Source organism: Paraburkholderia sp. MPAMCS5 (assembly GCF_036016995.1).
In the GTDB taxonomy this organism is placed as follows: Bacteria; Pseudomonadota; Gammaproteobacteria; order Burkholderiales; family Burkholderiaceae; genus Paraburkholderia.
In genome coordinates this window covers 39753-59944 of sequence record NZ_JAYXBK010000003.1, presented here as the reverse complement: position 1 = coordinate 59944, position 20192 = coordinate 39753, and the positions used below count along the sequence as shown (strand labels likewise).

The window sequence follows — 20192 nt, the reverse complement described above, 5'->3', positions numbered from 1 at the left end:
GCGCGGTGTTCAGGTCTGCAGATGCTCGTGCCGTGCTGCGTAACCCCGCTCGGGATGTCGCGATTTCGGCAGCGCGATGTGCTGCCACTGGTCGGGGCGGTTATCGTCGGTGGCGGCCACGTCCGGCGCCGCGGGGGCGACCGGCGCGGCATTTGCGCGGGCGGCAACGGCGTTCGCGGGCGTGGTTTCGTCTGCGGTATGAACCGGCGCGGCAAAGCACGAAGCGGACAGCGTCACCATGGTCAACAGTGTCGAGGTTTTCATTCCCGACCTCCTAAAACGCATGCGGCGCTGACAGTTGAGCAAGTGCTGTGCCGTCCCCGCGTCGTAAGGAAGGCGCAAGCCCGCGCGTGATATTGCCGCAAGGGCCGCGCGCTTTCGCCATGGGGAGGCAGTCATTGCTGCCACGCACGTCCACCGGCGATTTTACTCATTGTAGATCGCCGATGATGGCGCGGGAATGGCTGCCCGATCGCGCGCGAGTCATAAGCCGAGCTAGGCGTGGGCGCGCGCGAGGTCTCGCTTCGCGCTGCCATTCGCCGGTTTCGTCGCGCAACGGGCGGCGCCGGGCGACGCCGCCCCCGCGCCGCTCGACCATTGCTACCGCAACACCTCGAAGCGCGTCCACGGCCACGACGGCCGGTCGCGCATATAGCCGTTCAGCCAGTTCCACTGCGGATGCCGTTTCATGAACGCCTGAGCGTCGAACGGGCGGCCGCACGGATGACCCCAGCGCGCGGTGAACGCCATGTCGCGCGCCATGTCGCTGTCGACCACCTTGCCGTCGTTCGCGCCCCACGGATTGAACGGCCCGTGATCCGAGCCGCCGAAGCGCGCGTCGTCCAGTTCCAGATGCCCGCAGATCGTGCGCGAGCACGGGTTGTCGTTGCGATCGAGATAGACATCGTGATGATCGGCGATCATCGCCTTGGCGAGTTCCACGTCGATCCTGCCGCGGTGCATCTCCTCTAGCTGCATGAAGCGCAGACGCCGCGCGCCGTTCTTGCGCACGTCCGTATAGTCTTCGCCTTCGCCGAGGCATTCCTGGTTGCGGATCTTCAGATCGGTCGCCGTGTTGTAGCCGCTGTAGAAACCGTTCTTCGTGCTTTCGAAGCCGGAATAGTGCAGCCCCAGTTCGTAGCGCGCGATCTCGCCGGTTTTCGTGTCGCCGAGCAGCCAGCTGTTCGCATAGCCGCCGTTGTTCGTGATCGCGAACATCTCGCACCATTCGCCGATGCTGTTCGCGTACTGCGACGCGCGGCGCGAGCGATAGAACTCGGGCGCGCCCGCCGCGTTGTAGCCGACGAAGTTCGAAATGGTGGTTTCGGTGATCATCAGCCCGGCAGCCGTCACCCAGAAATCGGTGAGGCTCGAAATGCAGCCCGGCAAGCCTTGCATCAGAATGCGGTGGCCCTGATCCGGCGCGATGTCGAACACGACGTTGAAGGCGTCGCCGGCGGCGTAGCGGTCCCACGAGTTGTGCGCCATCACGATGCGGCCGTCGCGCGTCGCGCTGCCCGTCGCGATGAACGCGCTGCAATGATGACCGCGCCGGCCGCGCCACGGCTTGAGCCCGAGGTTCGGCTTCTGCTGCGCGGCGTGCGCCGGCCACCAGCTTTGCAGCAGATCCATGTAGCCGTTCCACGCCAGCACTTCGGCGAAGGGCAGATTCGCGCCGTCGGCAATCCCCTGGATTTCGTCGGCGAATTCGGTGTCGAGCTGGTTGGCGAACTGGGAGACGGCGGCGTCGACGAAGGTGTCGAAATCTTCGCCGGTGTCCCACTTCGCGAGATAGCGGGCGGTGCGGATGGCGTTCTGGATTTCGGCGGCGAGCAACTGGCCGTGCTGTTCGCCGCGGTCGTACGGCTCGCCTTCGATGTGCAGGAAAATCCAGCCCGCCTGGTCGCGGCGCACGGCGTCGGGAGACGGTTCGCTCATTTTCGCTCCGGTCGAAAAGCGGGGCCTGGCGCGGGCATTCTCGCGTGGGCGGCCCAGCGCGGGCGTCCTGGCGTGGGCGTTCAAGCATGGGCATCCCACCGTGGGCACCCCGGCATAACCTGCGCCTCCCGCCGAAAGCGCCGCCGCTTTTCCCATTGTAGAAAGTTTGCCGTGCTTTGCTTCGCGCGCGACATCCGCGCAAAGACTGGCGCGGCGCGGCGCTCAGCGTGTCGGATTCATGCGGAAATACGCGTCGAGCAGCGAGGTTTTATAGACGACACCCGTGAGCCGCGGATGCGCCGTGCTTTCGACCACCGGCAGACGCTCGCCCTGAAACGCCATGAAGTGCTGCAACGCGACGCCGAGCGGCATGTCGGGCGTGAGCACGTCGAAATGCGGTTGCAGATAGTCGGCCGCCGTGCGCGCGGAGGTGTCGCGCTTGTCGAGCAGATCGGAGGTGATGTCCTTCAATGCGACCACGCCGAGAAACGCGCCGGAATCGTTGGCCACGTACAGATACTTCACCGGATATTCGAGGAACACGCGCGTCATGTCGTGCACCGTCGCATTGGGCGGCACGACCGTTTGCGCGGGACGGATCAGCTCGCGCATCTGCGTGGCGCGCAGGCGCGTGCGCTCCTGTTCTTCCTGATTGCGGCGCAGCGTGATTTCATACATGGACGTCTTGGCGATCGCGCGCGACACGAAATACGCGACCACACACGAAAGCATCAGCGGCAACACGACCTGGTAGCTGAGGGTCATCTCGAAGATCATCAGGATCGCCATCAGCGGCGCCTGCGTGGCGCCCGCCAGAAACGCGCCCATGCCGACCATCGCATACGCGAACGGCGCCGAGGTGCCGTGCGGCCACAGCGCGTGCATGCCCTGGCCGAACAGCGAGCCGACCACTGCGCCGACGAACAGCGTCGGCGTGAATACGCCGCCCACCGCGCCCGCGCCCGCCGTGGCCGCGGTCGCGATGAGCTTGAACAGCAGCACGATGACGAGCGCGGTCCACGTCCACGGCGAATGGAGGATCGAGTTCACCACGCTGTAGCCGTTGCCCCACACCTCCGGCGTCCACACCGACAGAATCCCCACGACGAGCCCGCCGAGCGCGAGCCGCGCGGGCAGCGGCAACGGCAGCTTGCGAAAAAGCGCCTTCGAGCCGCCGAGCAGCCGCAGGAACTGCGGCGCCGCCGCACCGCACAGCAGGCCGAGCGCGACGAACAGCAGCACCTCGACGCCCGCCACCGGCGGGAACACCGGCATCTCGTACGGCGGTTTGTAGCCGGCGAATTCGCGCATCGTAATGTTGGCAACGACGGCCGCGACCACCACGGGCCCGAAGCTTTCCATCGCGATGGAGCCGAGCACGATCTCGGTGACGAAAAACGCGCCCGCGATCGGCGCGTTGTAGGCCGACGTAATCCCCGCCGCCGCACCGCACGCGACGAGCAGGCGCAGCCGCGGCGGATCGAAGTGCACCCAGCGCCCGATCAGCGAGGCGGCGAGCGCGGCGAGCTGCACCATCGGACCTTCGCGGCCGATCGAGCCGCCGCTGGCGATCGTGAACAGCGACGACACGCTGCGCCACAGGCTCAGCTTCACGGGCACGACGCCATCGCCGATGGCGACCGCTTCCATGTAGTCGATGTGATTGCATTTGTCGGCGTGACGCTGCGCGATCAGCAAGAAGGTGCCGGCCACGAGGCCGCCCGCCGCGGGCAGCCAGATACGCACCGTCCACGGCAGGCTGCGCGCCATCGCCACGAAGCTGCCGGACTTGCCGACCACCAGCAGTTGCAGCGTCGCGATGCCCTCGCGAAACGCGATGGTCGCGAAGGCACCCGCGACGCCGACCACCACCGACCAGACCAGCATCGTGTGGGCGTCGGAGAGACGGAAAAGATCTTGGGCGCGGGTGCGCAGCTTCAGCAGGAATGAAAGCACGTCGGCGGTACGGGGCGTCGAAAGAGGTTGAAAAGCGCGCACGGCAACAGCCGCGCGCCCGCTCGGAGAAGCGGGCGCGCGGCCGGACGTGCACGGAGAATCGCGGCGCGGCTCAAGCCGCCGCCTTGTCGAGTTCGGGATAGTGCCGGAAGATGCACGCCTCGTTATGTTCGATGCGTCGTTCCGACTGCAGATAAGCCGCGATTTTCGGCCGCTCCATCACCGCGTCGTGCAGCGCGGCGAGGCGCGGATAGTGCTCGCCGAAGCGCTTCAACGCGCGCGGAAAAGCGTACAGCAAGCCGTCGATCAACTGGAACATGGACAGGTCCACGTAGGTGAGCGAGTCGCCCACCATGAAACTGTCGCCGGCGGGATTCTGCTTCAGCACGCGCTCGAAGTACTTCATGAACTTCGGAATCCGGTGGTCGATGAAATCGTGCGCGCGCGTCTTCGCGGCATCTTTCTGGTCTTCGTAGTAGAGGTTGCTCGCGAGCGGATGATGGGTGTCGTGCGCCTCGGTCACGACATCGGCGATGGTCAGTTGCAGGCCGTTCGCGACGTAGCGCAAGCTCTCCACCGACGGCGCGAGGCTCAAACGCGGCCCGAGATAGAACAGGATGTTGGCGGTCTGCGCGATCACCAGATCGCCGTCTTTCAGGAACGGCGGCGCGAACGGCGGATACGGCTCGTCCCTGCTTTTCATCACCGCCATCATCGCGTCGGTGCCGAGACCTTCGGAGGGCTCGCCGCGCGCCACTTCGACATAGTCCGCGCCGGCTTCTTCCAGCGCCAGCCGCACAAATTCGCCGCGGCCCTGCAGGCCGTCCCAATAGTAAAGTTCCAGGCTCATCGAGGGGTCCTCATTCAGATTGCATGAACGCCGTGACGCGCGAGCAGCCAGTATGCCGCGCGAGCACATCGAATGCGTTTCCAGAATGCGCAAAACCCCGCACGCGGCGGGGTGGGTTTCAGGCGAGGCCGGCTTAACCGAACAGGTGCTGGACAGTCCATGTGATACCGAGTCCGCCCGCGATCAGCCACACATACAGGATCAAGCCGGTGGTCAGCGCGCGCGGGCCGGCCTGACGAATCTGCGAAAGGCGGGTTTCGATGCCGAGCGCCGTCATGGCCATAGTCAGCGCGAAAGTGTCGAGCGTGTTTAGCGCGGTGGTGGCGGCGTGCGGCAGCACGTGCAAGGAATTGATTACGACGAAGGCGAGGAAGCCGAGCGCAAACCAGGGAATCGCGAGCTTGCGCTGACCGCGCGCCTGAGCGGCCGCGCCTTCGTGCGTGCCGGCCGTTGCGGCCTCGTTGCGCGCCGCGCGATTCACCCAGAGGCCGACCACGAGCAACACTGGCACGAGCAGCATCACGCGAGTCATTTTGACGATGGTGGCGATGTGCGTCGCTTCCGGGCTCACGTTGCTGGCCGCGCCGACCACCTGCGCGACTTCGTGAATCGTGCCGCCGAAGAAAAGCCCCGCGCCGACCGTGTCCAGATGCAGCCAGCCCGCGTTGAACAGGACCGGATAAAGAAACATGGAAAGCGTGCCGAACAGCACCACGCTGCCGACAGCCATGGCGCTCTTGTGCGGTTTGGATTGCAGCGTCGACTCGAAGGCGAGCACGGCCGCCGCGCCGCAGATCGCGCTGCCCGCGGCTGTCAGCAGCGCCGTGTCGCGGTCGAGCTTCATGATTTTCATGCCGGCCAACGTGCCGATCACGAGCGTGCTCACGACGATCAACACCGATTCCGCGAGGCCGGGCAAGCCGACCTGGGCGATTTCCTGGAGGCTCACGCGCAGTCCGAAGAACGCGACCGCGATGCGCAGCAGCTTGCGTGCGGAAAAATTGACGCCGGCGGCCCAGCTTGCCGGCATGCCGTCGCGCAGTGCGTTGCCGTAGACCGCGCCGGCGACGATGCCCACGATCAGCGGGCTCAGCCCCAGCCCGGCAATGGCCGGAATGTCGGCGATGCGCGTCACGGCAGCGGCAAAAAGCGCGACGAAAAGAATGCCGTTGAGCTGCCCGCGGGCGGAGGACTCTTCGGAGGTAGCGGCGGTGAGGCGAGCGGTGGTCATGGTGGCAGCCTTGGTGACTGACTGGATTCGATGGGCCTAATCCTAAATTAGATATATGGATATGAAAAATCGTGATTTAGAATGAGAAATATCAGCCCTGACGATAGTTAAACCCAGTGACCCCCGACCAGCTTATAACTTTCGCCGCCGTCGCCGAGCATCGCAACATCAGCCGGGCGGCGCTGGCGTTGCATCTTTCGCAGCCGGCGGTGTCCGGCCAGTTGCGCCAGTTGCAGGACGAGTTCGGCGAGCCGCTTTATCAGCGCGACGGGCGTGGCGTGCGCCTGACGCCTGCAGGCGAACAGCTCGCGAGCTATGCCGCGCGGTTGCGCGAGACATGGCGGCAGGCGCATGCGTATCGCGACGCGTTGCGCGGTCTCGAACACGGCACGTTGCGGATCGGCGCAACCACGACGCCCGCAAGTTACCTGCTGCCGTATCTGATCGCGGATTTTCATCGGCGATATCCGCAGGTGAGCGTGCACACCGCGGACGGCAATACGAGCGACATCGTCGGCGCGCTCGGCTCGGTGGACATCGCGTTGATCGAAGGGCCGGTCGGCGCGCATTTGCCGCCGGACACCGCCGTGCACGCCTGGCGCGAGGACGAGATCGTCGCGATCATGCCGCGCTCGCATCCGCTCGCGCAGTCGGCTCAGGACGCGAAGATCGAGCTCGCGACGCTCGGCGGAGAGCCGCTCATCGTGCGCGAGGCGGGCTCGGGCGTGCGCCAGATCGTGGAGCGCGCGTTCGCCCACGCGGGCGTGCGCATGCGCGTGGCGCTGGAGATCGCGGGCGTCGAAGGCGTGAAGGAAGCCGTGCGCGCCGGCATGGGCATTGGCTTCGTGTCGGCCATGTCGATGCGGCACGAGAACGGCGCCTTGAGCGTGTTTTCGCTCAGTCCCGAGCCGCTGACACGCCGGCTGTCGATTGTCGTGCCGCACGCGAACGCGCCGTCGCGCGTGGTGCAGCAGTTTCTTGCCCTGTGTCTCGCGGACGGCGGCTGAACCCGTCCGGCGAACCGCCGCGAGCGTGCCTGGGGATTTCCACTATGGTCTGGCGCACGGGCGCGGGCGCACTATTCGGACATCGCAAGCGCTTCGGCGCTTTTTTGAAACACATTTTTGGAACCGGTTCCAAAGCAAGCTTCAGCGCACGAAGAGCCGGACAATGTCGACATGATCCATGCAGTGGAAGTCGCGATCGTCGCGAGCGCTTTCGGCGCGGACCTGGTGCGCACGGCCGGCCACCGGAAGTGGGCGGAAGCCAGCAAGCGGGCGGGCGCCACCGGCTTCGAGGTGCGTCGCGAGCTGTTCGGCTATGAGGCCGACGCTGCCGCGCAGCGTCTCGAGGCGCTGGGCCAACGGATCGGGGAGCTGGGTTTGTGGTCCGTCTATTCGACGCCGGCCTCGCTGTACGCGCCGGACGGCCAGCTCGACACCGCCGCGCTGCGCGGCGCGCTCGATGAGGCGGCCGCGCTCGGCGCGCGCTTCGTCAAGCTGCAGCTGGGCGGATTCGCTCATCACGCGGATGGCGAGGCGATCGCGGGGCTCACGCGCGGCGCGAAGGTGCGGCTCGTCGTTGAAAACGGGCAACTGACGCGGGGCGGATCGCTCGACCAGTTCGTCGGCCTCTTCGATGCATTGGCGCGCGAAGGCCACGCCGGCGTGCTTGGCATGACCTTCGACATCGGCAACTGGGCATGGTGCGGTGTCGCGCCGCTCGAAGCGGCCACGGCGCTCGCGGCCCACGTCGAATACGTGCATTGCAAGGTCGCGGCAGGCGAGGGCGCGCGGCGCTTTGCGGCCGCGCCCGATGCCGGCGACTCGTGGTTCGCCGCCGTGCTGGAGAAGCTGCCTCGCCATGTGCCGCGCGGCATCGAATTTCCGCTCGACGCCGCCAACATCGACGCAGACGCGGCCCGCCGCGTCGCATGGCTGGCCGCGGCGTAAGCGGCGCCATCGGATTTGAGAAGCGGGCGGCCGCGCACGCAGCGGCAAAAACCCCGGCGCGACTCACGAAGCCTACGCAGGAGCAAAGCATGAACATGAGCACGAGCACGAGCACGAGCACGAGCACGAGCACGACAGGCGCAGCACTCGACGTCATCACCTACGGCGAAGCCATGGCCATGTTCGTGGCCGCCGAAACCGGCCCGCTCGCCGGCGTCGGCCAGTTCACGAAGCGCATTGCGGGCGCCGACCTGAACGTGGCGATTGGGCTGTCGCGGCTTGGCTTCAAGGTGGGCTGGATGAGCCGGGTCGGCGACGATTCGTTCGGCCAGTACGTGCGCGACACGCTGACCAGAGAAGGCATCGACCAGCGCTGCGTGAGCACCGACGGGCGCTATCCGACCGGTTTCCAGCTCAAGTCGAAGAACGACGACGGCAGCGATCCCGCCGTCGAATATTTCCGCCGCGGCTCGGCGGCGAGCCATCTGTCCGTGACCGACTACGCCGCCGACTATGTGCTGCCCGCGCGTCATCTGCATCTGACGGGCGTGGCGCCCGCCATCTCGGCAAGCTCGCGCGAACTCGCCTTCCACTTGGCACGCGAGATGCGTGCGGCCGGCAAGACGATCTCCTTCGATCCGAACCTGCGTCCGACGCTGTGGCCGTCGCGCGCCGCGATGGTCGAAGGTCTGAACGCGTTGGCCGCGCTCGCCGACTGGGTGCTGCCGGGCATCGGCGAGGGCGAGATTCTGACCGGCTATACGCAGCCCGACGACATCGCGCAGTTCTATCTGGAGCGCGGCGCGCGCGGCGTGATCGTCAAGCTCGGTGCCGAAGGCGCGTATTTCCGCACCACCGGCGAAGCGGGCGTGATCCGCGGCGAGCCGGTCGAGAAGGTCATCGATACAGTCGGCGCGGGCGATGGCTTTGCCGTCGGCGTGGTGAGCGCGCTGCTCGAAGGCAAAACGCTGCCGCAAGCGGTGGCGCGCGGCAACCGGATCGGCGCGCTGGCGATCCAGGTGATCGGCGATTCGGAAGGGCTGCCGAGCCGCGCCGAGCTCGATGCGCTCGAACGCGGCGATTTGCCGAGCGTCGCGCACGCGGCGTGAATGTCGCGTAGTGGCGAAAGACGCGCGCTTGCCGCGAAGCTTTAGCCGGAAGCACGAGAGCACCAAGCACCAAGCACCTCATCCATAACAGCAAGAGCGCCTGACAAGCGCCGCCGCAGAACCCTCGTTCATCATTGTTTCGGGAAGCCATCAAGGAGACACCCCATGACTTCATCTCTCGCGATTCGCCGCTGGTGGACGATCATGCCGATCGTATTCATCACCTATAGCCTCGCTTATCTCGACCGCGCCAACTACGGTTTCGCGGCCGCCGCGGGCATCAACCAGGATCTCGGCATCAGCAAAGGACTGTCGTCGCTGATCGGCGCGCTGTTCTTCCTCGGCTACTTCTTCTTCCAGATTCCGGGCGCGATCTACGCCGAACGCCGCAGCGTCAAGAAACTCGTGTTCTGGAGCCTCGTGCTGTGGGGCGGTTGCGCGGCGCTCACGGGCATGGTCAGCAATATTCCCTCGCTGATGGTGATCCGCTTCATGCTCGGCGTGGTCGAAGCCGCCGTGATGCCGGCCATGCTGATCTTCATCAGCAACTGGTTCACGAAGAGCGAGCGCTCGCGCGCCAACACGTTCCTGATCCTCGGCAACCCGGTCACGGTGCTGTGGATGTCGGTCATCTCCGGCTATCTCGTGCATTCGGTCGGCTGGCGCAACATGTTCATCGCCGAGGGCATTCCGGCGGTGCTGTGGGCCGTGTGCTGGTGGTTCATCGTGAAGGACAAGCCGCAGCAGGTCTCGTGGCTCACGCAGCAGGAAAAGAACGACCTGGCTGACACGCTGCGAGCCGAGCAGGCCGCGATCAAGCCGGTGCGCAATTACGGCGAGGCGTTCCGCTCGTCGGCGGTGATCAAGCTGTGCGCGCAGTATTTCTGCTGGAGCATCGGCGTGTATGGTTTCGTGTTGTGGCTGCCGTCGATCCTGAAGAACGGCTCGACGCTCGGCATGGTCGAAACCGGCTGGCTGTCGGCGCTGCCGTATCTCGCCGCGACCATCGCGATGCTCGCGGCGTCGTGGGCATCGGATAAACTCAACAGCCGTAAAGCGTTCGTCTGGCCGTTTCTGCTGATCGGCGCGGTGGCGTTCGCGGCGTCCTACGCGCTCGGCTCCACGCATTTCTGGCTCTCGTATGCCTTGCTCGTGATCGCGGGCGCCGCAATGTACGCGCCGTACGGCCCGTTCTTCGCGATCGTGCCTGAACTGCTGCCGAAGAACGTCGCGGGCGGCGCGATGGCCTTGATCAACAGCATGGGCGCGCTCGGTTCGTTCGTCGGCTCGTATGTGGTCGGCTATCTGAACGGCGCGACCGGATCGCCGGCGGCATCGTATGCGTTCATGAGCGTGGCGCTGATCGCCGCGGTCATCCTCACGCTGATCGTGAAGCCGCAACAACAGACGGCGCAACCCCAACACACGCTCGCCACACCGTTGCAAGGAAAATAAGCCGATGAACAAGATCGTCGCCTGGAAGCCGCTGCCTGAAGATGTGCTCGCGTATCTGCGGCAGCACGTGGAAGTCGTGCAGGCGGACCCCGCGCGGCACGACGCGTTCGTCGCCGCGTTGCGCGACGCGGACGGCGGCATCGGCGCGAGCGTGAAGATCACGCCGGCCATGCTCGAAGGCGCGACGCGGCTCAAGGCGCTCTCGACCATCTCCGTCGGCTTCGATCAGTTCGACGTCGCCGATCTCACGCGGCGCAGCATCGTGCTCGCGCACACGCCGGATGTGCTCACGGAGTCCACCGCCGACACCGTGTTCTCGCTGATTCTCGCGTCGGCGCGCCGGGTGGTCGAACTCGCGCAATGGGTGAAGGCGGGGCAGTGGCGCCACAGCATCGGGCCCGCGCAATTCGGCGTGGACGTGCAGGGCAAGACGCTCGGCATCGTCGGCCTGGGACGCATTGGCGGCGCGGTCGCGCGGCGCGCGGCGCTGGGCTTCAACATGAAGGTGCTCTATACGAACCGCAGCGCGAACCGCGAAGCCGAGGAGGCTTACGGCGCGCGCCGCGTCGAGTTGCCCGAGCTGCTCGCCCATGCCGACTTCGTGTGTCTGCAAGTGCCGCTCACGCCGCAAACCCGGCACCTGATCGGCGCGGCGGAACTGAAATCCATGAAGCCGGGCGCGATCCTGATCAACGCGTCGCGCGGCGCGATCGTCGACGAACAGGCGCTGATCGAGGCACTGCGAAACGGCACGATCCACGGCGCCGGACTGGACGTGTTCGAAACCGAGCCGTTGCCCGCCGATTCGCCTTTGCTCAACATGCCCAATGTGGTCGCGCTGCCGCATATCGGTTCGGCGACGCACGAGACGCGTCATGCGATGGCGCGCAACGCGGCGGAAAATCTGGTCGCCGCGCTCGCGGGCACGTTGCGCGCGAACATCGTCAATCGCGACGTGCTGCAACAGTGAGGTGCATGTGATCAAGCTTCCCGTGGCCATGACCTGCTGCGTCGAGCATCGCGTGACGTGGGCCCGATGAGCAGCGCGCCGTCCCACACCGCGCCGCGCCGCGCGACCATCACCGACGTCGCCCGCGAAGCCGGCACCGGCAAGACCAGCATCTCGCGCTATCTGAACGGCGAAATGAGCGTGTTGTCGCCGGAGTTGCGCGCGCGGATCGAGGCCGCCATCGAGCGGCTCGACTATCAGCCCAATCAGATGGCGCGCGGCCTGAAGCGCGGGCGCAACCGTTTGATCGGCATGCTGCTCGCCGACCTCACGAATCCCTATAGCGTCGAAGTGCTGCAAGGCGTCGAAGCCGCGTGCCACGCGCTCGGCCTGATGCCGCTCATCTGTCACGCGGCCAATGAAGTCGAAATGGAGCGGCGCTATCTGCAACTGCTGACCACGTATCGCGTGGAAGGCGTGATCGTCAATGCGCTCGGCGTGCGCGAGGAAACGCTGCGGCCGGTGGGCAGCGGCGGCATTCCGACGGTGCTGGTGGATCGTTCCGTCGACGGCCTCGTTGCGGATATCGTCGGGCTCGACAACCGGGCGGCGGCGGAGCTGGGCACGCGGCATCTGCTGGCGCGCGGCTTTTGCGACATCTGGTTCGTCGTGCAGCCGTTCGAGCAGGTCAGTTCGCGGCGCTTGCGCGAGGCGGCGTTTCGCGACGTGATGAGCGCGGAAGGCGCGGAGGGCGCCGCGCACGCACACGGTCATCGGGCGCGCGGCCGCACGCTCGCGCTGAACCTCGCCGATCCGTCGCAGACCGAACACAGTCTCGCGGAACTCGACCGCGCAATCGACGCGGCCAACAGCCGGCCAGACGCCGTCGGCAACGCGGCGCGGCTCGCCGTGTTCGCGGCGAATGCGCCCGTCGCGCTGCGTCTCGCGTTGCACCTCAAGGCCCGTTATGGTGCCGACTGGCAGGCGCGCGTCGCGCTCCTTTCCATCGACGACCCCGAGTGGGCGGAACTGACCGGCATCACGGCGATCCGCCAGCCGACTTACGAGATCGGCTACCGCGCGGTGGAGTTTCTGCACGAGCGCATCGAAGGCGTGCAGACGACCGCGCGTGATTGCCTGCTGCCAGGCGAGCTGATCGTGCGCGCGTCGACGTCCGGCTGAAGTCCGGCTGAGGTCCGGCGAAGCTGGCGGCCCATTCCGCGCCGATCTGCGATCATGCGGGCTGCGGCGCGCAGCGGGTGCGCGCCGGTCATCGCAAGGAAACTCATGGTCGTTGCACCGCTTACCCTGTCGAGCCTCGTTCTCGCGACGCTGTTCGTCGCCGCTTTGCCGTTTCTGATCTACCGCCGCCTGCGCTCGCCGCTCGCGCTCAGGCCGCGCGACGCAATCGCGGGCATCGCCGTGTTCGCCTTGTTCGCGATGGTGATCGAGCGGGCGCTGAACGACTACGTGCTGCATCGGAACGAAGCGACGGCCGCTTTCCTGTCGCATCCGCTTGCGTTCGTGGTGTATGGCGCGCTCGCCGCGGGCATCTGCGAGGAAGTGGGGCGTTTCGTCGGCATGCGGCTGCTGATGAAACGCGCGGCGGCCCGCGCGGCGCCGGCGACGCATGACAGCACTGCGCTCACCTACGGCCTCGGCCATGGCGGCGCTGAAGCATGGCTTGTCGGCGTGCTCGTGCAGATTCAGTGGATTCTCTTCGCGGTGTTCGAGAATCGCGGTCAGCTCGACGGCTATCTGAGCAATCTGCCGGGCGAATCCGTGATGCGCATCCATCTGATACTCGCGAGCCTGAGCCCGCAAACGGCCGGCATTTTCGCGCTCGAACGCGTGGCCGCGCTGGTGTTCCAGATCGGCTTGTCGGTGTTGATGTGGCGCGGCCTGCGAGCCGGCTGGCGCGGCATCCTGCCGCTCGCCATTGTGCTGCATGCGCTCGTGGACGTGCCCGCCGCGCTGTTCCAGGCGCAGCTCGTGCCGCTCATGACCGTCGACGCCCTCTATGCGCTCGGCGCGGTCGCCGTCGTCGCGCTGCTGGTCAGAGCGTTCAGACGACCCGCCTCGGAGCGCATGACGAAGTTGCCTCGTTAGCGCAGTCGCGCTGCGCCGTTGCGTTTGTTTACAATCGGCGGCCTCGACTGCTGGCCTATTTCTTTCGGCACATCCATGGAAGCTTACCAATACGACTGCGCGAATCCCGAGTTCGAGGAATTGGCGCGAGTGATCAGCGATCTTTTTCCCGAGCAGACGCAGTTCATCCAGCGCGCAGCCGAAGACGGCACGCCGACGCTCGCGATTCACTGGGTCGCGATGCGTTTCGGCGCCGCGGCGCGCCGCATCGTGATGACGGTGGAGATTGCGCCGCCGGCGCTCGCGCGATACCGCGCGTTGCCCGCGCGGCTGCGCGGCCGCAGCTTCGCGGTGCTGCGCGCGTATGTCGAAGCGAGCATCGGCTCGCTCGAAGAGCAGTATGCGAACGGCGAAGCGGTGCCGCGCGAAGTCACCGTGGACCTCGGCGACGAGTTCGCCTGACGGCGTTTTTAGTCGGCGAAACTAGTCGGCGAGACGGTAGACCTTGGCGAAACGGGCGGCCTGCACGACACCGTAATCGCCGGGCGCGTATTGCATGATCCAGTCGCCGGCCATGCCGCGCAGCACGTCGCCGCCACTGGCCGAGCGCGCGAGCGAGAACGCTTCGTTCATCTGTTTCGCAAGCACGACGGCCGGGCGATTGCGATAAGCGCCCGGTTGGCCGTGCGTGAGCGCGGCGTCGGCGGGAAGATATTTGGCGTCGAAACGTTCGCGCGAAACGACCCAGCGGTCGCCTGTCGATCCGGTGATCAGCGCGTCGCCGGGCAGATAGCGGTTCGGGCCTTCGAGGCTCATCAGCTCGCCTCGCGCGGCGGCGAATTCGACATTGACCGTTTCGTCTTTGATGACGCGGCGCGCGGCGGCATCGTGGCTCAGGTCGAGATTTTTCAGATCGTTCATGAAGCGGTGCAAAAGTGATATTGACGGCGGCGTCGGGAGCTGGCGCCCCGTTCGCGGACCCGCATCATGCCAGACGCATATCGAGGTGCGTTGTTTTTGTGATGCGCGGCGCGGTGCGAGAGCATCGCAGCGCGCCGCGTGATGGGTCCAGCAATGAACCCTTGACGGCTTTTGCCGCTGTTCCAGCGCTTACGGCTTGACCGTCGCGTCGCTGGCCGGAGCCGGCGCAGCCTTGCCCTTGCCATGGTGACCATGGCGGCTGTTCGCGCCGCCCGGCTGATGGAAGGTCGTATCGGCGAGCTTCTTCTGTTCCGGCGAGAAGCTGTTGTAGAGCGGATCGAACGCGTCGACCAGCTTCTTCATGCCGTCCGCGTGCGCCTGCGCGATGTTGGCGTACTGCTTCATGTCGTCGAGTGCGGACACGTTCGCGGCGGCGCGGCGCTCCTTGAACAGTTCGCCCATGGTCTGACCGTTGTTGCGCATGACGTCGGCGAACGCCTTCCACTGCGGCTCCTGCGCCGACGTGATTTTCAGTTGCGAATGAAGATAGGCGATGCGGTCTTCGACATTGCGCTCGTGGCCGCCCTTGGCGACCGGCGCGGAAGCCGCCGTGCCCGAAGACGCCGCAACTGGCGCGGAAGCTTGTGCGAAGGCGCCGCTCATGGCGACTGCGGAGGCCAGCATGACCAGTGCTTTTTTCATCGAAACTCCTGATGTCTGTTGGAATAGGGACAAGGCGTGTGGCGAGCGGCCCGCCCGGCGTCGCGCGAAAATGCGCGGTCGCGCGACGGCGCGGGTCGCCCAACAGGGCCGTCGGCGCTATTAGTATCACGTTATGCGGACAAGGCGGCCCTTGTGCGACAAACGCTTACAACCGAAACGAACAGGAAATAGCGGGTGGACAAATTCGTCAGCATGGAGGTTTTCGTGGCGGTGGTCGAGGCGGGCAGCCTGACGGCGGCGGCCGAGCGCTTCGACATTTCGTCGGCGATGGTCGGCAAGCACATCCGCTCGCTCGAATCGCGGCTCGGCACGCGGCTCCTCACGCGCACCACGCGCCGTCAAAGTCTGACCGAGATCGGCCGGCAATATTACGAGCAGTGCAGGCGCATTCTCGCCGACGTGAAGGGCGCCGAGTCGCTCGCCGAAGCCATGGCCGCCGCGCCGCGCGGCGTGCTGAAGGTGACGGTGCCGCTCACCTACGGCGTCGAGGTGTTTTCGCCGGCCATCACCGACTATCTCACCGCGTGGCCGGACGTCACGCTCGAACTCGATCTGTCGAACCGCATGGTCGATCTCGTGGAAGAGGGCTTCGACGCCGCCGTGCGCATCGGCCATCTGCCCGATTCGAGTTTTGTCGCGCGGCCATTGAAGCCATATCGCATGCGCGCCTGCGCGTCGCCGGCGTATCTCGCGCGGGCCGGCATTCCGCGGACTCCCGCCGATCTCGCGCAGCACGAATGCCTCGGCTTTCTGCATTGGGGCCGCGAAGGCACGTGGCGTCTGGGAGGCGAAAGCGCCGCGGAAAATCAGCTGCGCGCCGGGCGATTTCGCGCGAACAACGGCCAGGCGCTGAAGGTGGCGGCGCTGCGCGGCTTCGGTCTCGTGCTGCAACCGGAGGCGCTGCTCGCGCGCGAAATCGCGAGCGGCGAACTCGTTTCGGTGCTGGAAGAGCATTTGCCCGAAGGCGCGCCGGTGCATCTCGTCTATCCGCGCGACCGGCGCGCCACGCGCAAGCTGACTAGCTTCATCGACTTCGTGATCGAGCGCCTTGGCGCATGACAGCCGCCGCCGAACACTGAAGACGCGCGATAATCCGCTCCATCGCGACCACCTTTTTTCTTTCGATGAGACCTCCGCGCCTCGACCAACTCGACGACCTCGACCGCAACCTCGTGGCGCTGCTTCAGGCCAACGCGCGCGAGAGCGTCGCCAATCTCGCGCGCCAGCTCGACGTGGCGCGCACCACCGTGATCGCGAGAATCGCGCGGCTCGAACGCAGCAACGTGATTGCGGGCTACAGCGTGCGGCTCGGCCAGGACGTGCTCGATTCGAGCATTTATGCGTACGTGGGCATCATCATCGCGCCGAAGCACGGCCCGGCGGTGCAGAAGCGCCTCGGCAAGATGCCCGAGGTGCAACTGCTGTGCGCGGTGAGCGGCGAGTTCGATTACGTCGCGTGGCTGCGCGCGGATTCGCCTGATCGTCTGAACGATCTGCTCGATCAGATCGGCGGAATGGAAGGCGTGGAGCGGACCACGACCTCGATCATTCTCGCGCGCAAGATCGACCGCGGCATGGTGTGACTCGCGGGCAGTCGCGGCCCGTCGCGGCCCGACCACCGCGCCGTTTTTACCCGGTTTTTACGCGCTTTCGACGTTTTGTCTGCCGCGCTCGTCGAAGTGTCGAAACTCGTGGTCATTGCGCAGCATTTTGCGCGTATGAACCGTTCTCGCTTCTCCCTACACTGTCGTTCAAGGGTTCAGCCCGCCGGGCGCCGCATCCAACACCGCGGCGCACTTCAAGCTGGAGACAGCGGACGAATAACAAAGGAGAAAGCGCATGAAAGTAGCCATCGTTGGCGCAGGTCTGATTGGTCACACCATCGCCCATATGCTGCGTGAAACCGGCGACTACGAGGTCGTCGCGTTCGACCGCGATCAGCACGCGCTCGACAAGCTCGCGGCGCAGGGCATCGCGACCCGCCGTGTGGATTCCGCCGATGCCGCCGCGCTGCGCGCCGCGATTCAGGGCTTCGACGCGCTCGTCAACGCGCTGCCGTATTACCTCGCCGTGAACGTGGCGGCCGCCGCGAAAGGCGCGGGTGTGCATTACTTCGATCTGACCGAGGACGTGCGCGCCACGCACGCGATCCGCGCGATCGCCGACGAAGCCGACCACGCGTTCATGCCGCAGTGCGGCCTCGCGCCGGGCTTCATCGGCATCGCGGCGCACGAGCTGGCGAACCGCTTCACGGAAATCCGCGACGTGAAAATGCGCGTCGGCGCGCTGCCCGAATTCCCGACCAATGCGCTGAAGTACAACCTGACGTGGAGCGTGGACGGTCTCATCAACGAATATTGCCAGCCTTGCGAAGCGATTCGCGAGAACCGCACGCAGTGGGTGCAGCCGCTCGAAGGCCTCGAACATTTTTCGCTCGACGGCATCGAGTACGAAGCCTTCAACACGTCCGGTGGTCTCGGCACGCTGTGCGAAACGCTGTCAGGCCGCGTCGAGTCGCTCGATTACAAGTCGGTGCGCTATCCGGGCCACCGCAATCTGATGCAATTCCTGCTCGAAGACCTGCGTCTTTCCACCGACCGCGACACGCTCAAGAGCATCATGCGCCGTTCGGTGCCGTCCACCGCGCAAGACGTCGTGCTGGTGTTCATCACCGTGAGCGGCATGCGCGACGGGCAACTGGTGCAGGAAGTGTTCACCCGCAAGATCTTTGCGAAGACGGTGTGCGGCGTACCGATGAGCGCGATTCAGATCACCACGGCGGGCGCGATGTGCGCGGTGCTGGATCTGTTCCGCGAAGGCAAGCTGCCGCAACGCGGCTTCGTGCGTCAGGAGCAGGTGCCGCTGCGCGAGTTCCTCGCGAATCGTTTCGGCCAGTTGTACGAAGGGCAGACGTTGCAGTCAATGAAAAGCGCGGCGACGGTTTGAGAAACGGCGTCGTTGCAATCGAAAACGCCCTGCATGCAGGGCGTTTTTTCGTTTACCGCCTGGGCGCGGCCGCTAGACAGGCAGTGGCGGCATCATCCCGCATGCGGCCTGCCGCTCGCTGAGGATGCGCGCGAGCAGCGCGTCGTGATCCGCCGCGCCCGGCGCGGTGTTGTCGAACATCAGCAGGTCGTCGCACAGCGCGCCGCCCGGCGCGAAGCGCCGCTGACGATACTCGTCCCAATGCGCGAGCTTGTAGGCGTCGTTCGGATTGGCGCGCGCCACGATCCGCTGACGCGCGACATCTTCCGAAACATGAACCCACACGACTCGCACGGTCACATCATCGGCGATACCGAGCCACGCGCGATCGAATAGCCGCCGTTCACGGATTTCCCGCGAAAGCGGCCCGACCACGAGCGCGCTCACGCCGAGTTCGAGGTTCTCGCGCGCGGTGTCGAGCAGGCCGCGATACTCGGGCTCGCGCAGATGCTGAAGAAAGAGCGGGCTGTCGCGATCGTTCGGGTCACCGGTCAGCATGCCCATTGCGGCCGCGCTGTAGCCGCCGTAGAGCGTGTCCTTGTCGAGCAGGCAGAAATGCTCGGCTGCCGCTTTCATGAGCGGGCCGATCAGTTTTTTCGCGAGCGTGGTCTTGCCGGTGCCCGCGTGACCGCAAATAAAAACCAGACGGCTCATGAGGAAGTGTCCTCCATTCGAGCCGCCGGGCCGACGCCGGCCAGCCAGTTGAAATAGCGCATGAAAGTCTCCGTATTGCCGCTTCTTCCATCGATCATGAAGAAGAACGCGAGGGCATGCAAGCGCTGCGCATCCGGGCGCAAAGGTGAGGATCGCAAACCATCGCGAGGCCTCGTTCGACGGCGACGATCACGAAGCGCAACCCGTGAGCGCCCGCGCGAGGCTTAACAATTCGATACATGGCCCTCGCCAACAGCCCTTAACATGGCGGCTATCGCCTCTCCATTCATGCAAAGCGGCTTTGCGCAGCGTATGCCGACGGGGCCCGCTTTGCTCCGCTTTCAAGGTACACAACATGCTGATCAATTGCGCCGCCTATCAGGACGGCCGGAAGCTCGCAGACATCGACATCGACAGTATCAGCGACTACGTGGCGCGGCCCGAGTGCTTTGTGTGGGTCGCGCTGAAAGACCCCGCGCCCGCCGAACTCGAGGTGATGAAGCACGAATTCGGCCTGCATGACCTTGCCATCGAAGACGCGCTGAACGGCCACCAGCGCCCGAAAATCGAGGAATACGGCGAGTCGCTCTTCGCCGTGATGCACACGGTCGAAATGGACGAGGACGGCGAACTGCTGATCGGCGAAGTGGACGTATTCGTTGGAGCGAACTATGTGCTGTCGGTGCGGCGCGGCACGCGCGCCGGCTTTCAGAACGTGCGGGCGCGTTGCGAGCGCGAGCCCCAGTTGCTCAAGGCGGGCGCGGCCTTCGTGCTGTATGCGCTCGCCGACGATATCGTGGATCGCTATTTCCCGATCGTCGAGGCGTTGAATACCGAGATCGAGGCGATCGAAGACCGCATTTTCGAGCGCAACAATTCCACTGCGTCGCGCGCGATCATTCAGGATCTGTATTGGCTGAAGCGGCGTCTCGTCACGTTGCAACATCACATCGCGCCGTTGCAGGAAGCGATCAGCAAGCTGACGGGCGGGCGCATTCCCAGTGTCTGCGAAGGCATGCAAGCTTACTTTCGCGATGTCTACGATCACCTGGACCGGATCGTGCGCATTATCGACGGCCGGCGCGACATCATTGTCACCGCAGTGCAGGTGAATCTCGGCATGATCTCGCTCGCGGAAAACGAAGTGACGAAGCGGCTCGGTTCGTTCGCGGCGCTGTTCGCGGTGCCGACCATGATCGCCGGCATCTACGGGATGAATTTTCAGAACATTCCCGAGCTGCATTTCCAGTTCGGCTATCCGGTGTGCCTCGGCATCATGCTGACCGTCGATCTTGTTCTGTTCTGGCGTTTTCGCAAAGCCGGCTGGCTCTGATCGCCTCTCCCGACGCTCCTCGCCGCACTTGCCCTTGCATGTCGCGCA

General features: G+C 65.5%; 20 protein-coding genes. 12 read left to right on the top strand and 8 right to left on the bottom strand.

Features of this window, described 5'->3' with window-relative positions:
* Positions 1–9: 9 nt before the first annotated feature.
* The 5 genes from VOM14_RS07900 to VOM14_RS07880 form a co-directional block, all read right to left on the bottom strand.
* Positions 10–264: a hypothetical protein gene (locus VOM14_RS07900; protein WP_327628180.1), complete on the bottom strand. Its 255-nt coding sequence runs from the start codon at positions 262–264 to the stop codon at positions 10–12.
* A 336-nt stretch (positions 265–600) separates the two neighbouring features.
* Entirely contained in the window at positions 601–1938 is a 1338-nt protein-coding gene (locus VOM14_RS07895; protein WP_327628179.1) for a C45 family peptidase, read from the bottom strand.
* 222 nt (positions 1939–2160) lie between these two features.
* Positions 2161–3894, bottom strand: coding sequence for a ClcB-like voltage-gated chloride channel protein (locus VOM14_RS07890; protein WP_327628178.1), 1734 nt, complete (start codon positions 3892–3894; stop codon positions 2161–2163).
* Positions 3895–4006: 112 nt separating this feature from the next.
* The gene (locus VOM14_RS07885; protein WP_327628177.1) at positions 4007–4744 is read right to left on the bottom strand and encodes a glutathione S-transferase; all 738 of its coding nucleotides are present in this window, start codon (positions 4742–4744) and stop codon (positions 4007–4009) included.
* A gap of 133 nt (positions 4745–4877) precedes the next feature.
* Entirely contained in the window at positions 4878–5975 is a 1098-nt protein-coding gene (locus VOM14_RS07880; RefSeq protein ID WP_327628176.1) for a YeiH family protein, read from the bottom strand.
* Between the two features lie 116 nt (positions 5976–6091).
* On the opposite strand from VOM14_RS07880, the gene VOM14_RS07875 reads away from it, so the two are divergent.
* From VOM14_RS07875 to VOM14_RS07840, 8 genes are all read left to right on the top strand, one after another.
* Positions 6092–6982 carry a LysR family transcriptional regulator gene (locus VOM14_RS07875; RefSeq protein ID WP_327628175.1) on the top strand — a complete coding sequence of 297 codons (891 nt, stop codon included), beginning with the start codon at positions 6092–6094 and terminating at the stop codon, positions 6980–6982.
* Between the two features lie 171 nt (positions 6983–7153).
* Positions 7154–7927 (top strand): sugar phosphate isomerase/epimerase family protein, encoded by a 774-nt coding sequence (locus VOM14_RS07870; RefSeq protein WP_327628174.1) that lies wholly within the window; start codon positions 7154–7156, stop codon positions 7925–7927.
* 89 nt (positions 7928–8016) lie between these two features.
* On the top strand, positions 8017–9036 hold the full coding sequence (locus VOM14_RS07865) for a sugar kinase (protein WP_327628173.1): 1020 nt from the start codon (positions 8017–8019) through the stop codon (positions 9034–9036).
* A gap of 165 nt (positions 9037–9201) precedes the next feature.
* A complete protein-coding gene (locus VOM14_RS07860) occupies positions 9202–10491 on the top strand; it encodes an MFS transporter (RefSeq protein ID WP_327628172.1) in 1290 nt (429 codons plus the stop codon).
* Between the two features lie 4 nt (positions 10492–10495).
* The gene (locus VOM14_RS07855) at positions 10496–11461 is read left to right on the top strand and encodes a 2-hydroxyacid dehydrogenase (protein ID WP_327628171.1); all 966 of its coding nucleotides are present in this window, start codon (positions 10496–10498) and stop codon (positions 11459–11461) included.
* 66 nt (positions 11462–11527) lie between these two features.
* On the top strand, positions 11528–12622 hold the full coding sequence (locus VOM14_RS07850) for a LacI family DNA-binding transcriptional regulator (protein WP_327628170.1): 1095 nt from the start codon (positions 11528–11530) through the stop codon (positions 12620–12622).
* A 105-nt stretch (positions 12623–12727) separates the two neighbouring features.
* On the top strand, positions 12728–13549 hold the full coding sequence (locus tag VOM14_RS07845; RefSeq protein WP_327628169.1) for a YhfC family intramembrane metalloprotease: 822 nt from the start codon (positions 12728–12730) through the stop codon (positions 13547–13549).
* A gap of 75 nt (positions 13550–13624) precedes the next feature.
* Complete coding sequence (locus VOM14_RS07840; RefSeq protein WP_327628168.1) at positions 13625–13990, top strand: DUF3022 domain-containing protein; 366 nt, start codon at positions 13625–13627, stop codon at positions 13988–13990.
* Between the two features lie 21 nt (positions 13991–14011).
* Here VOM14_RS07840 and VOM14_RS07835 read toward each other — a convergent pair whose 3' ends face one another.
* Both VOM14_RS07835 and VOM14_RS07830 read right to left on the bottom strand, forming a co-directional pair.
* Positions 14012–14449 (bottom strand): PGDYG domain-containing protein, encoded by a 438-nt coding sequence (locus VOM14_RS07835; protein WP_327628167.1) that lies wholly within the window; start codon positions 14447–14449, stop codon positions 14012–14014.
* 189 nt (positions 14450–14638) lie between these two features.
* Positions 14639–15151: a Spy/CpxP family protein refolding chaperone gene (locus tag VOM14_RS07830; protein ID WP_327628166.1), complete on the bottom strand. Its 513-nt coding sequence runs from the start codon at positions 15149–15151 to the stop codon at positions 14639–14641.
* A gap of 195 nt (positions 15152–15346) precedes the next feature.
* Between VOM14_RS07830 and VOM14_RS07825 the strand changes: the two genes are divergently transcribed.
* The 3 genes from VOM14_RS07825 (at position 15347) to VOM14_RS07815 (ending at position 18118) form a co-directional block, all read left to right on the top strand.
* Positions 15347–16231, top strand: coding sequence for a LysR family transcriptional regulator (locus tag VOM14_RS07825; RefSeq protein ID WP_327628165.1), 885 nt, complete (start codon positions 15347–15349; stop codon positions 16229–16231).
* Positions 16232–16296: 65 nt separating this feature from the next.
* The gene (locus VOM14_RS07820) at positions 16297–16755 is read left to right on the top strand and encodes an Lrp/AsnC family transcriptional regulator (protein WP_013588181.1); all 459 of its coding nucleotides are present in this window, start codon (positions 16297–16299) and stop codon (positions 16753–16755) included.
* A 256-nt stretch (positions 16756–17011) separates the two neighbouring features.
* The gene (locus tag VOM14_RS07815) at positions 17012–18118 is read left to right on the top strand and encodes a saccharopine dehydrogenase family protein (RefSeq protein WP_327628164.1); all 1107 of its coding nucleotides are present in this window, start codon (positions 17012–17014) and stop codon (positions 18116–18118) included.
* 72 nt (positions 18119–18190) lie between these two features.
* Here VOM14_RS07815 and VOM14_RS07810 read toward each other — a convergent pair whose 3' ends face one another.
* Positions 18191–18811 (bottom strand): AAA family ATPase, encoded by a 621-nt coding sequence (locus VOM14_RS07810; RefSeq protein WP_327628163.1) that lies wholly within the window; start codon positions 18809–18811, stop codon positions 18191–18193.
* Between the two features lie 355 nt (positions 18812–19166).
* On the opposite strand from VOM14_RS07810, the gene corA reads away from it, so the two are divergent.
* The gene (gene corA, locus VOM14_RS07805; RefSeq protein WP_327628162.1) at positions 19167–20144 is read left to right on the top strand and encodes a magnesium/cobalt transporter CorA; all 978 of its coding nucleotides are present in this window, start codon (positions 19167–19169) and stop codon (positions 20142–20144) included.
* Positions 20145–20192 lie beyond the last annotated feature (48 nt).